Raw genomic sequence first — 12285 nt, forward strand, 5'->3', positions numbered from 1 at the left:
CTTTAAGCAGGACAATTATGTGAAAACTATTTAGAAAAAATTTTTTAAATGGAATTTTTTAAAAATTCAATATAAATTTTACGCAATTTCTAAAAATTTTGTTAATTACATCTTTATTAATTTTTATTTTATTGGCATAATGATAATAGAGAAATATAAAAGTAGGTGAAATTGGGGATGACTGAGAAACAATATTCAATGAAAGAAGCAATGATCTTTAGTCAGAGAATAACGCAATTAAGTAAAGCGTTATGGAAGTCGATTGAAAAAGACTGGCAGCAATGGATTAAGCCTTATGATTTAAATATTAATGAACATCACATTCTTTGGATCGCCTATCATTTAAATGGGGCTTCCATCTCCGATGTGGCAAAATTCGGGGTAATGCATGTATCAACAGCTTTTAACTTTTCGAAAAAGTTAGAAGAACGAGGTTTGTTGAAATTCTCTAAAAAGGAAAACGACAAACGTAATACGTATATTCAACTCACTGACACTGGTGAAGATATCTTACTTCGATCAATGGAAACGTATGAACCAACTAGTAATGCCGCCTTTTCTGGTGCGTTACCGCTGCGGGAATTGTATGGGAAATTTCCGGATATCATTGAAATAATGGCGATTATTCGCAACATTTATGGTGAAGATTTTATGGAGATCTTTGAACGTTCTTTTCATAATATCGAAAGTGAATTCATCGAAGAAAATGGTTTACTAAAAAAAGCAAAAAAGACAGAACAAGAATTAGCGTAAAACCTCCATTATAAATATTTTTCGAACTCGTGAAAAAGCGGTTCGTATAAATTTTGGAGCAGGCATGCTTTTATTACCTCTTCCATTTTCAGGTTAGCTGGTAATGAGGCTAATAATCGTTCAAAAAGCGGATGAAAGTATACATACCCTTCCGCTTTTTGTTCTTCAAATTTCATGCTCAATTCGTCACATAAAGCTAAGAACTTTTCTGTTTCCTGTTCGGTTAAACTATTTTCAATAACAAGCTTATAAAATTCTTGCTTTGGATTGTGTAGCAATTTTACAAGCAGTTTCTGGTGGTATTCAAGAAGCTGGATCCTTTGCCACAATAATTTATGTTCATTCATAACCATAGCCCTCTTTCCGAACCTTTACATTTTCCCTTTAACATTATTCACCTTTTTGAGAGTTGGGTAAACCTCTTTTACTATTTTGAATTTATTACTGACGATAAAAAGTCTAACAGTCTTCCATTCTTTATGACTATCTTTTTTGTGCGATTTTTGGTATTGTATAAATCATAACACGAACAACAGGGAGGGAATCAATGATGATCTCCGTTTTTATTGTCTTCGCTATTTTTATTTTGTTTTATGTAAATAAAATGACCAATTCACTTTGCATTCAAAAGGAAATACCAGAAGAAAACCAGCATAAGGTCTTTCGTACCATTAATGTTCTGATTACCATCTTACTTATTTCATCATACCTGGAAATTTTGTATACATAATCCGCCTGTGAAAATAATACGAATGGTTAGGATTAATCAATAGGAAATTAACTAAAAAAAGCGAAGCGATGAGGAAGTTCTCATCGCTTTAAGTTTTACACTATTTTCTTAATAGACCCAAGAAGCCCCAATGATAATTAACAGGATGAAAAGGACTACGATTAAGGCAAATCCTCCTCCGTATGCTGCACCACCAGACATATATTTTACCTCCTTTCATAAATGGGAATTTCCTCTTTAATAAACGAAAGCAGCCCCTACAATAATCAATAGGATGAAAAGGACTACAATTAGAGCAAATCCAGCTCCATATCCTCCGGCACTCATTGAAATACCTCCTTTTTCATTTGCTAAGATATACTATTCATGTTGTATTCATTTCGTTTAGGCACTTAGCTAATTTTTATAGGAAAGTCCCACGCCCTTCTTGATATTTTTCTACCGCGCCTAGCATTTATTTTTGCAGCGGTTCCAATTTATGTTATAGTAAGGAATGTGGACAAAAAGCCCATAAGAATTTACTGTTTAGGAGAGATACAGCATGAAAAAATGGATATTAGCCCTTTCATTAGCTGGTGGGGTTCTTGTATTAGGTGCATGTAATCAAAGTGGTTCTGAAACTGTGGTAGAGAGCAAGGCTGGGAATGTAACGCAGGAAGAGTTGTACAAATCGATGAAGGATAAAATCGGTGATCAAGCCCTTCAGCAGCTGGTATATGAAAAAGTTCTATCTAAAAAATACAAGGTATCGGATAAAGAACTGAATGATAAAATCAACCAGTTAAAATCAGATCTTGGTGCAAATTTCGAAACAACTCTTGCACAATATGGTTATAAAAACGAAGACGATTTAAAGAAAACAATGAAGCTTGGAATGATGCAGGAAAAAGCAGCATTGAAAGACGTAAAAGCAACTGACAAAGAAATGAAGGAATACTATGATAGCTATACGCCAGATATCAAAGCTCGTCATATCCTTGTTAAAGATGAAGCAACTGCAAATGAAGTAAAGAAAAAGCTTGATGAAGGCGCAAAATTTGAAGATGTTGCAAAAGAATTCTCAACAGATACCGCTTCTGCTCAAAATGGCGGCGATCTAGGTACCATCAATAATGCCAATAAAGCTCAATATGATGCTGACTTTGTTAAAGCAGCCTTTGCTCTTAAGGCAAATGAAATAAGCGCACCAGTCAAAACACAATTCGGTTATCATATTATCCAAGTAACAGAGAAACAAGAGAAGAAGCCTTACGATGATATGAAAAAAGATATTGAATATCAAGTAAAATCATCTAAATTAAAAACCGAAGACATCAACAAAGCAATGGAACGTGAACTTAAAGCAGCCAACGTAAAAGTTAGCGATAAAGATTTAAAAGACGCGCTTAAGCCACAAGCAGCTGCTCCACAACAATAAAAAGGGAAAGCGGAAGCGTCATGTAAGGCGCTTCCGCTTTTCTAATTGGCTAGCTCCAGCGCCTAGGGGCTCGGGGTCATAAGCCAATCTGTCAAGAAGGTTAAAGAACAGCCTTCTCGCCAGCTCGTCTTATGCCTGTCGCCCCTGAGCAAGGCGCTTCCGCTTTTCTATTCTCCTGTTGCATTTAGTTCTTCACGCATCTCTTTTTCCCGTTCTAGTCGCGAAATATAGATTTCTCCCTCACGCTCGATGTTTTCCATTTCTAACTGCCGTTCTTCCCTGCCTGTTTTGATTGCCATTAGGGCACTAATCACAATTCCAACCACGACTGCATAAACCCAAATAGGTATAGTCAACTTCTCATGCTCCCTTCTCTAGTGGTTGTCCACTTTGTATTACAACTTATTCGGTTTTTCCAAAAATATTCGTTTCTTCGCAAAAAAAATAACCCTAAGTGGGTTATTTCCATTTACTTATGAAACATCGGCTTATAAAATGATCGATTATCCAACGCGAAAATTCGCTCAGTAAATTCCCCTGGCTTTACTCGTTCTAATGCACGGTCAAGCATGTTCATTTTAGCATCAAGATTATCAATATAATGAAGGATTTCTGCTTCCTTGATTAATGGAGGTTTAGGGCTGCCCCATTCCGCCTTCCCATGATGGCTAAGGACAAGATGTTGTAAAATTAATACCTCTTCACTGGAAATTCCCAGTTCCTCTGCTGCATTGCCTATTTCGGTAATCATTATTGTTATATGTCCAAGCAAATTTCCTTCAATTGTATAGACGGTTGAAATTGGCCCCGATAATTCTATGACCTTCCCCATATCATGTAAAATCACACCAGCATACAATAGATCCTTATCAAGACTAGGATATAAAGAAGCTATCGCTTTGGCCAAGTCCAACATGCTGACTACGTGATAGGCAAGTCCTGAAACAAATTCATGATGATTTTTTGTAGCAGCTGGATATTCTAAGAATGCCTTCTGATGCTTCTTTATTAAATGACGGGTAATTCGTTGGATATTTGGATTTTTCATTTCGAAAATATACTGTGTCAGTTTGCCGACCATTTCTTCCTGACTTAATGGGGCTATCTCTAGAAAGTCATCTAACTTAACCATGTCAGATGGGCCAGTCTTTCTGATTTGACGGATTTTCAGCTGACTCTTACCACGATAATTTTGAAGGTCTCCAAGAATTTTTACAATATTTTGAGCTGCATAGTTCTTTTCATCTTCTTCACTAGCATCCCAGAGCTTTGCCTCGATTTCGCCGCTTTGATCTTGGAGGATTAATGTCAAAAAAGGCTTGCCATTACTCGCAATCCCTTTTGTTGAATTTTTTATTAAGAGAAATAATTCAACCTGTTCTCCAACCTCATAATCTAAAATACTTTTTCCCAATCTATCCACGCTCCTTCCCATAATATGAGTATAACACATAGACATATATCTCTAGTGAATGACCTGAATAGCACCTTTTTCTATAGAAAGAATATTTTCCCTCTGGAAAAGGGGTAGTAAGTGCGCATGGCAAGTAAAAAATAATAGTTGATTGCGCTCTAGTGTTTTAAGTAGTTCAATCACTTTGTTTGTTCTTTTTGCATCAAAATTGACAAAACTATCATCAATGATAATGGGAAACTGATATTTTTCATAAAGCGTTGTTGCCAACGCCAGCCGAATAGACACATATAACTGTTCCATCGTTCCCTGACTTAGCTCTTTTGCTTCAAATAGGGTATGGTCCTCACGCTCAACAAGAAAACCGGAACCTGACTTCTGCAAGTGAATTTTATTATAGCTGCCATCCGTCAGAATTGACATGTATTCTTCCGCTTTGGAGAGCATCCTTGGTAAATGAATATTTTTATATTTATCAATCGTTTGCGCCAAAATCTGTTGGGATAAACAATATACAGACCACTCTTTCGCAGCCTCTTCTAGTTCAAATTTCTTCTGCTTGTAGTGATGGAGAATGTCAGAATACACGCCGCCTTCCTCCAATATTTGAATCTCGTACTTTATCGAAGCTTGATTCTCTTGAAGCTCTTTTAATTTTGAATGGAATTTCGATGCCTCAAGATTTAATCCTGCGATCACTTCATCACAATCATGAATCGACAGATAGCTTTCCCAAGCCTGTTCAGGAAGTGTAGCGTACTGAAGCTGACTTAAAAGATGGTTATACCTTTCAAGAAGGAAAGCTTGTTTTTCAGCCTTTTCCCCTCGTTCATAGAATTGAAGCTCAGTTTCCGTATTAGCAGTTTGGAGAAGCTTATCATGTTCGGATTGTAAAAGCACCAATTCTTGTGACTTTTGCTTTAAGTCCGCTATAAGGTCAGCAAGCTTCCCGTTCCTTTCTTGGCTCTTTATTTGCTTTTCATGCTCTTCCTTCAGCTTGTTCCTTAGTAGGTAGGCCGAATTATGTAGATCTAAGCCCTTTACCTCTAAAAAACGATTCTCATATGATTTAAGTCCTTCTTCTATTTGGTCCTGAAGCTGATTTATCTGTCCAAGTCTTTCTTGCAATTGTTTCTTCTCGCGGTAAATCGATTTACATTGCTCAATTAATTCAAAAGCTTCTTGTAAAAACATGACTGCAATATATTCGGGGATCTTTAGTTCATTGCTGATCGACAACAGCTGTTCTTTATTTTGAGAAGACTCTTTTTCCCATTCTTCCCATTTCGTTAATGCCTTATTGTATTGAATTTGCTGTTGTTTTAGGCTCATTTTTAATAGTTGCAGCTCATCAAGCCTTTGATTATCCAACTGTAATTGATTCTCAAGCTTTGTGATATCCAAATATTTTGCTGACTCAAGCTTTTGCCTTAGGTTTGTTTCTTTGTCTATTAAACCATTAAGTTTCTGCTTCCCTTTTTCTTCTTTTATTGGCTTTGTGCTTTTCATCATAAATAGTGCAATTCCTATACATCCAAGCACACCGAAAGAAAAGAGAACCCATTGCTTTGTGAACATGCCATATAATAACAGCCCAAATAAAATGAACTCAAACAGAAAAAATTGGATCCTTTTCTGCTTATTTATGTTTTCTTTTGCAGTCTTATCCCGTTCATTTGCCAGCTTGAAAATCTCTATTTGTTCCTGTATGGAATTTAATTCCCATTCCAAACTCTTTTTATCATTGGCGGCATTTATTTGCTCCTCAAGTTGTAACCGCTCTTGTTTAGCCAGGACTTGCCTCTCTACAAATCGGACGTCCTTTTCTATTTCTTCCAATCCGTTTTTTTCCTCTTGATACTGCGCCTCAAGCTCTACTTTTGTTTCTTCAAGTTTTTGTCGTTTTCGGGAAACGATTTCCACTTGATTCCTCATATAAATATTTGTATTAATCGCAAGGATATCATCTTCATTTAAGGATAAATGAAGTTTTTCTCTAGTAATGGACAGCTTATCTTCAAGTTCAGCTAATTTAACCTCGCATTGCTGCTTCTCAAGATTCCATTGTTCCATTATCGGTATTTGATTAAGCAATCTTAAAATCGCAGGCTCATTTTCAAGCAAAGAAATAGTAGGTTCAATCGTCGTTAATTCCTGCTTCATATTTTCGATTCTGTCGGAAATACTTACGATTTCGGCCTGATAGGGGTGAATCAGTTGATTTAGTTTCTCCATTCTTTCCATCCCGCGTGCTGGAAACCTGATTTCTCCCAGTTCGTTAAGCTCCTTCTTTATTCGTCTCTCTTCTTTGAAGATTGGCTCGATCCTCTTCCATTCATTCAATTTCTCCATCTTTTTAGCTAGTTCCTGAAGAGCATCCGTTATTGCGAGCATTTCTTCCTGAAGCACGTCATTCTTCGTAATCAGGCTTTCATATTCCTTATTTTTTGCCGCTGCTTTTTTCAACTCTCCACTTATTTCATGAAGGGCTTGTAATCTTTCATTCAAAAGTGGTTTCTTCCCTGTTGGCTTAAACCGGAGGTCTAATTCCCTTTGAAGGAAGGTTTCCGCTTTTGATAATTGTTCTGTGCCCAATGTTCCTGCAGAGAATAAAAATTTACCAATGTCCTCATCCTTTAATTGGTGAATGTTTTGCAAGCCTTGCAAATTAAAGGAAAAAATAGCTTGATATAAACTTTTATCAAAATTTCCTGTAAGTTCTTTTAAAAGTTCCTCGCCGCCAATTACTCCTGAATCCATGACTACCTTCACATCGCCTGCTGCTTTTCCTTTAATCCGCTCTATGACAGCATATCCGTGCTCTTCATGATAAATTCTAATTTTCCCACCGTATTTGCTGCTATGTTTTGGCTCATAGCGCAGGTCAGATTGTTGCTTGGTAGGGAACCCGAAAAGAATCCCATGAATAAAAGCCATAATGGTAGACTTGCCGGCTTCATTTTCGCCATAGAAAACTTGAAAATCACTAAGGTTCGTGATTTTGAGATTTTCTAATTGACCGTATCCGTATATGTGAAACTCAATAATTTTCAAAAGATCACTCCTTTCCTAAGAATGATAAAGTAATTCTATAAGCGTTTTTTCTGCTTTTTCCAGCAACTCATTTTGTTCCTCAAGTGATAAATGGGACAAATATTTTCTCCCAAACGGATGCTCATACAAGGGTGCTAACGCAGAATCAAATTGATCGAAATGATCAATTGTTTCAAATAGCTCTCCATAAAAATTGGTTTCTGTTTTCAACTGCTCTTTATCGATTGGCAGACTTTCCGTGATGACTAAGTCGACAACCCAAACAAAGGACTCTTCATCCTTTTCATCCTCTTGTAGGAGGTCTAAAAGTTCCACGTTCAAGCTTTTTTTTTCATCATCATTGGGTAGATAAATATTTTTCAAATAAAGAGTTACCAGTGTTCCTATTTGAGCTCTTCGAATAGTGTTGATAGCCGCTTGGCATAAACGAAGTACATCGTGAAAACTATTCGCTGAGTCAGCATCAATGACAGCTTCCTCCCAGATCATATCAGATGACTCGATAAAATCCATTTTTGTATCCAGGTCTGTCAATGTAATATAATAAAACCCTTTACTGCCGGACTCTTTCTTATTTCTTCCTTGAATATTGCCGGGATAGATAATCGGGGGATTCTCAGACAATACAGAACGTTTATGAATATGTCCCAATGCCCAATAATCAAAGTCTTTTTCCAGTAAATCCTTGACTGAAAATGGAGCATAGTTGTCATGCTCCTTTCCCGTGCTTTCATTACCATGAAGAATGCCAATATGAAAATCTGCCCCCTCAGCTTTCTTATAATTATCTATTTTCCGATCAAACACATGCCTTGTAGGATAACTAAATCCATAAAGATGAACGCATTCACCAGTCTTGGTATGGAGCATCATTGTTTCAACCTCACCATGAAAAACATGAACATTCTCAGGCATGTCCAAATGCACCCAAGAACCATTTAAATGATCGTGATTTCCATGTACAACATAAACGGGAATATCCTTCTCAGCAAGCTTTAGCATTTCCGTACGAAAGCGAGATTGTGCCCTCAAACTGCGGTCCTCTCCATCGAATAAATCTCCTGCCAAGACGACAAAATCAACCTCCCGCTCGATCGCAGCTGCTGTCAGCTTTTTCAATGCTATAAAGGTACTCTCTTTTACCCTAGAAAAAATAGGTGCTGGTAAATGCTTTAATCCGATCATCGGGCTATCCAAATGTAGATCTGCTGCATGAATAAACGATATCTTTTTCATAAATAATTCCTTTCGCCCTTTTTATTCATTGTAACACCATTAAAACACGAATGCACGTTCCTATAGTAAAATAATAAAAAGCTTTACCGGAAACCGGTAAAGCCATTCATTATTCGCTTTTGGTTAATTGCAATGCCTTTTTAATATCTTTAAAGGAATTAGATTTCCCATACATTAAGACACCGCCTCGGTAAACACGTGCCCCAAAAATGGCTAACACGGCAATGGTAGCAACAAGGATAGCGATACCCAAGATCGCCTCCCACGCAGGGATTGTCAGCATCCCAACACGCAGGAACATAATCATCGGTGTAAAAAAGGGAATATAAGACGTTGCGGTAATAAAGGCTGCATCAGGTTTACCAAGTCCAAACATCGCAATCATGAATCCGGCTACAACCATTAGCGTCATCGGAGTAATCATCTGCTGTACATCCTCAATCCGACTGACAAGTGAGCCCAAAAAGGCTGCAAGTGTGGCATAGAGGAAATAGCCGAGAATAAAGAAAATGACGGCATAGATGATGGTGGCTGTGGGAATATCACCAAACCCGTAAACACCAAAAAAACCTTCCTTTAATGAATCCATGTTTTTGGTTAAGGAGAAATAACCGACTATCAGAAATGCCGCTAATTGTGTCAAACTTAATAGACCAATACCCAATATTTTCGCAAACATTTGCTTGATTGGCGAAACACTTGATATTAATATTTCCATTACCCTCGAGGACTTTTCTGTGGCTACCTCCATCGCAATCATGTTGGCATACATAATAACCGCAAAATAGATGATAAATAGGAGGACGTAAACAAGGCCTCGAGCCTGATTAAGCTCCTCTTCTGTTTTGGCATTCTTCTCAAGCGCCACTTTTTTAAAAGAAACTGGTTCATAAAGCTTTTGCAGCTGTGCCGGTGCCAAATTAATTTGAGAAGCCGCTAACATCGTTTTCACTTGCTGCAAAGCAGTTTGTAGATCAGTAAAAAGGGAGGAATCCGCGATGCTCATGGCTTTATAGGTTGCTACCGGCAAGCCTTCATCATTAAGCCCCAGCTGAACAACACCGGAAACATCGCCTTTTTCAACTGCTTTTTCTGCTTCCTTCTCACTTCCGTTGTAAAGTTTTAAATTGATATCTTTGTTAATTGTTTTTAGCTGTTGTTTAAAAGGGTCGTAAAGTTTCCCGCTTTCATCCAGTACAGCAACATTCTCTTTCCCGCCGTTTTTATCAAATATACTGATTATATTATTAATATTCGTTAGAGCCAGGACAATCACAACAGTGATGATTGTGGTAATAATAAACGATTTACTTTTTAGTTTGTTTAGATAGGTATGAAATAAGATAATCCAAAAGCTATTCATAAGAATTACCCACTTTCTCGATAAAGATATCATTTAAAGAAGGTTCTTCGAGGGCAAATTTTCGGATGAATCCTTTGTTAACAATTTCTTTAAGTATACTTTCTGCCACTCTTTCTCCTTCAATCTGTAGAAGAATCCCTTCCATTGTTGGCGTTGCTTTTACAACGCCAGGATAATCTTTCAAAGAATTTAGGGAAAAATCGGCATGGATGATGAGATTTTTTTTGCCAAACTCACGTTTTATCTTCCTTAAGTCACCGTGAACTACCGTTTTTCCTTTATGCATAATGCAAAGATGTTCGCACATCTCCTCGACATGATGCATTTGATGGCTGGAAAATACAATGGTTGCCCCATTTTGTTTAAGGGTTAAGACAGCCTCCTTGAGCATTTCCACATTGACCGGGTCAAGCCCGCTAAATGGTTCGTCAAGGATTAATAATTTCGGTTTATGTACAACAGCAGCAATGAACTGAATTTTCTGCTGGTTCCCTTTTGACAGCTCCTCCACTTTTTTATTTTCATACTCTGGGATTTTAAAGCGCTCCAACCAAGATTTTAGTTCAATCAGCGCCTCACTCTTCTGCATCCCTCTTAATCTCGCTAAATAGACAATTTGATCTCGGACTTTCAACTTCGGGTATAATCCTCTTTCCTCGGGAAGATAGCCGACTAAATGGCTGGTGGAATAATCAATCGGCTGCTCATCCCAGGTAATTCTTCCGGCGGTATTATCGAGCAAACCTAAAATCATCCGAAACGTGGTTGTCTTTCCGGCCCCGTTAGCCCCTAAAAAGCCAAACATTTCTTTTTCAGGGATTGTTAAGGATAAATCGTCAACGGCCAAAAACTGCCCAAACCGTTTTGTGACATGTTCAAGTTTTAGAACCATTTCATACACTCCTTTCTCTCATTATTACGAATGGTACCATAATTTGGTTTCATTTTCTTTCTTTTGCACTTTTTTTAGAATTATGCAAAAATAGTAGTAAATCATTTTTTAAAGGGGTTTTTATAGTGAAGAATTATAAATTAACTGCATTTGAAGCAACTGGCGAAAAGATTTTAGACGAAACCTTTCAGGCGGAAAATGACGATGCAGCAAAGAAACTAGGGGAACAACTATTAGTAGAGAAAAACTTATTAGCAAAAACACATCGCTGCACATCACCAAATGGCAAGCTCTTACTTTTCCATTCGTGAAACAAGCAGGCGCATGAATCATTCATGCGCCGCTAATGGTTACTGTCCAATGAAACGTGGTTTCCTTTTTTCAATAAAAGCCTTTATTCCTTCTTGGTGATCAATCGTTTCCCGCATTTTTTGCTGGCCATATTTTTCTAACTCCAGGATTTTTAATAATTGCGGTCGATTCTTCTCAGCCATTATTTTTTTCGTCTTAATCATTGCCTGAACCGGACGACTTAGCCAATCTGCAATTCTAGTATCCAAAGCCTCCTGGAGGTCTTCACCTGCTACCTCTTGAATCAGTCCCAGCTTGAACGCTTCTTCGGCACTAAGCATTTTTCCATCCCAGATTACTTGCTTTGCCTTCGTCTCTCCCAATCGTTTTTCTAAAAAGAAATGGGCACCACCGTCAGGAATCAAACCAATTCCAATAAAATTCATTGCCAATTTGCTAGCTTTATCGGCTATAATATAGTCTGTCGCCAACGCTAAACTAAAGCCCAAGCCTGCAGCGGCACCTGTAACAGCACTAATGGTTAGTTTCGGCATGCTATAAAGAGTGATGATTAGTTCACTAATGCAATCCATTACTGGAAAGAAGTCGCTCTCATTCATGTTTGAAAGCATTGTTTTAATATCACCGCCAGCTGAAAAGGCTCTCCCCTTACCTGTTATGACAACAATATCAACATCATCAGAATCACTTAATTCCTTTAGTTTGCAAACTAGCCCCTTAATGACATCCGTATCCATCGAGTTTAAAGATTCCGGTCTGTTCATTTCCAGTGTTGCAACGCGGTCAACAACTCGTAAATTTACCTTATCCGTTGTAAAATTGATTGACACGGCAAATTCCCCCTTTTCATTCATTTCAATTCCATTATATATGGATTAGCCAAGAATAAAAACAAGCTTTCTTAATATATTGAATTTTCTTTTCTACTGAAAACTAATATAGCGTTTCATACCAATCAGCAATAGAAAGATAATCAGAGAACTACAATTAACCACCTAATAAAGGCGGTGTGAGCAGAGCAAAGCTTCACATATTCATTGAGAAAAACTATCTTTTTCATTTAACCAGGATATACAGCTTGACTATTGCGCCGCTCCGCCCCTTTTTCACAAGG

At 37.6% G+C, this 12285-nt stretch carries 14 protein-coding genes; 4 read left to right on the forward strand and 10 right to left on the reverse strand.

What is annotated here, in order from left to right:
• The first annotated feature begins 177 nt into the window (after nucleotides 1-177).
• Nucleotides 178-753: an HTH-type transcriptional regulator Hpr gene (locus G6554_RS10850; RefSeq protein WP_166241656.1), complete on the forward strand. Its 576-nt coding sequence runs from the start codon at nucleotides 178-180 to the stop codon at nucleotides 751-753.
• Between the two features lie 8 nt (nucleotides 754-761).
• Here G6554_RS10850 and G6554_RS10855 read toward each other — a convergent pair whose 3' ends face one another.
• Nucleotides 762-1100 (reverse strand): DUF1878 family protein, encoded by a 339-nt coding sequence (locus G6554_RS10855; RefSeq protein ID WP_166241658.1) that lies wholly within the window; start codon nucleotides 1098-1100, stop codon nucleotides 762-764.
• A gap of 203 nt (nucleotides 1101-1303) precedes the next feature.
• Here G6554_RS10855 and G6554_RS10860 point away from each other — a divergent pair, with 203 nt between their 5' ends.
• Nucleotides 1304-1483: a hypothetical protein gene (locus G6554_RS10860; RefSeq protein WP_007084261.1), complete on the forward strand. Its 180-nt coding sequence runs from the start codon at nucleotides 1304-1306 to the stop codon at nucleotides 1481-1483.
• A 108-nt stretch (nucleotides 1484-1591) separates the two neighbouring features.
• On the opposite strand, the gene G6554_RS10865 is transcribed toward G6554_RS10860, so the two are convergent.
• Both G6554_RS10865 and G6554_RS10870 read right to left on the reverse strand, forming a co-directional pair.
• Nucleotides 1592-1684 carry a YjcZ family sporulation protein gene (locus G6554_RS10865; protein WP_149869219.1) on the reverse strand — a complete coding sequence of 31 codons (93 nt, stop codon included), beginning with the start codon at nucleotides 1682-1684 and terminating at the stop codon, nucleotides 1592-1594.
• A 36-nt stretch (nucleotides 1685-1720) separates the two neighbouring features.
• Nucleotides 1721-1810, reverse strand: a complete 90-nt coding sequence (locus G6554_RS10870) for a YjcZ family sporulation protein (protein ID WP_166241660.1) — start codon at nucleotides 1808-1810, stop codon at nucleotides 1721-1723.
• A 214-nt stretch (nucleotides 1811-2024) separates the two neighbouring features.
• Between G6554_RS10870 and G6554_RS10875 the strand changes: the two genes are divergently transcribed.
• Complete coding sequence (locus tag G6554_RS10875) at nucleotides 2025-2900, forward strand: peptidylprolyl isomerase (protein WP_166241662.1); 876 nt, start codon at nucleotides 2025-2027, stop codon at nucleotides 2898-2900.
• A gap of 167 nt (nucleotides 2901-3067) precedes the next feature.
• Here G6554_RS10875 and G6554_RS10880 read toward each other — a convergent pair whose 3' ends face one another.
• The 6 genes from G6554_RS10880 to G6554_RS10905 all read right to left on the reverse strand — a co-directional run bounded on the left by G6554_RS10880 (nucleotide 3068) and on the right by G6554_RS10905 (nucleotide 10859).
• Nucleotides 3068-3256, reverse strand: coding sequence for a sporulation YhaL family protein (locus tag G6554_RS10880; protein ID WP_166241664.1), 189 nt, complete (start codon nucleotides 3254-3256; stop codon nucleotides 3068-3070).
• Nucleotides 3257-3369: 113 nt separating this feature from the next.
• A complete protein-coding gene (gene yhaM, locus G6554_RS10885; RefSeq protein WP_166241665.1) occupies nucleotides 3370-4314 on the reverse strand; it encodes a 3'-5' exoribonuclease YhaM in 945 nt (314 codons plus the stop codon).
• A gap of 51 nt (nucleotides 4315-4365) precedes the next feature.
• Nucleotides 4366-7368: an ATP-binding protein gene (locus G6554_RS10890; protein WP_166241666.1), complete on the reverse strand. Its 3003-nt coding sequence runs from the start codon at nucleotides 7366-7368 to the stop codon at nucleotides 4366-4368.
• Nucleotides 7369-7383: 15 nt separating this feature from the next.
• Nucleotides 7384-8604 carry a metallophosphoesterase family protein gene (locus G6554_RS10895; protein WP_166241667.1) on the reverse strand — a complete coding sequence of 407 codons (1221 nt, stop codon included), beginning with the start codon at nucleotides 8602-8604 and terminating at the stop codon, nucleotides 7384-7386.
• Between the two features lie 109 nt (nucleotides 8605-8713).
• Nucleotides 8714-9967 carry an ABC transporter permease gene (locus G6554_RS10900; RefSeq protein ID WP_166241668.1) on the reverse strand — a complete coding sequence of 418 codons (1254 nt, stop codon included), beginning with the start codon at nucleotides 9965-9967 and terminating at the stop codon, nucleotides 8714-8716.
• Complete coding sequence (locus G6554_RS10905; protein WP_166241669.1) at nucleotides 9960-10859, reverse strand: ABC transporter ATP-binding protein; 900 nt, start codon at nucleotides 10857-10859, stop codon at nucleotides 9960-9962. Before G6554_RS10905 ends, G6554_RS10900 begins: the two co-directional genes overlap by 8 nt.
• Nucleotides 10860-10984: 125 nt before the next feature.
• Between G6554_RS10905 and G6554_RS10910 the strand changes: the two genes are divergently transcribed.
• Nucleotides 10985-11170, forward strand: coding sequence for a YhzD family protein (locus tag G6554_RS10910; RefSeq protein WP_166241670.1), 186 nt, complete (start codon nucleotides 10985-10987; stop codon nucleotides 11168-11170).
• 39 nt (nucleotides 11171-11209) lie between these two features.
• Here G6554_RS10910 and G6554_RS10915 read toward each other — a convergent pair whose 3' ends face one another.
• On the reverse strand, nucleotides 11210-12001 hold the full coding sequence (locus tag G6554_RS10915) for an enoyl-CoA hydratase (RefSeq protein ID WP_166241671.1): 792 nt from the start codon (nucleotides 11999-12001) through the stop codon (nucleotides 11210-11212).
• Between the last annotated feature and the right edge of the window lie 284 nt (nucleotides 12002-12285).

Source organism: Bacillus sp. MM2020_4 (assembly GCF_011250555.1).
Classification (GTDB): domain Bacteria; phylum Bacillota; class Bacilli; order Bacillales; family Cytobacillaceae; genus Neobacillus.

Coding starts and splice junctions, on each gene's coding strand:
- G6554_RS10850 (WP_166241656.1), top strand. CDS start 178: ATGACTGAGAAACAATATTCAATGAAAGAAGCAATGATCTTTAGTCAG.
- G6554_RS10855 (WP_166241658.1), bottom strand. CDS start 1,100: ATGAATGAACATAAATTATTGTGGCAAAGGATCCAGCTTCTTGAATAC.
- G6554_RS10860 (WP_007084261.1), top strand. CDS start 1,304: ATGATCTCCGTTTTTATTGTCTTCGCTATTTTTATTTTGTTTTATGTA.
- G6554_RS10865 (WP_149869219.1), bottom strand. CDS start 1,684: ATGTCTGGTGGTGCAGCATACGGAGGAGGATTTGCCTTAATCGTAGTC.
- G6554_RS10870 (WP_166241660.1), bottom strand. CDS start 1,810: ATGAGTGCCGGAGGATATGGAGCTGGATTTGCTCTAATTGTAGTCCTT.
- G6554_RS10875 (WP_166241662.1), top strand. CDS start 2,025: ATGAAAAAATGGATATTAGCCCTTTCATTAGCTGGTGGGGTTCTTGTA.
- G6554_RS10895 (WP_166241667.1), bottom strand. CDS start 8,604: ATGAAAAAGATATCGTTTATTCATGCAGCAGATCTACATTTGGATAGC.
- G6554_RS10900 (WP_166241668.1), bottom strand. CDS start 9,967: ATGAATAGCTTTTGGATTATCTTATTTCATACCTATCTAAACAAACTA.
- G6554_RS10905 (WP_166241669.1), bottom strand. CDS start 10,859: ATGGTTCTAAAACTTGAACATGTCACAAAACGGTTTGGGCAGTTTTTG.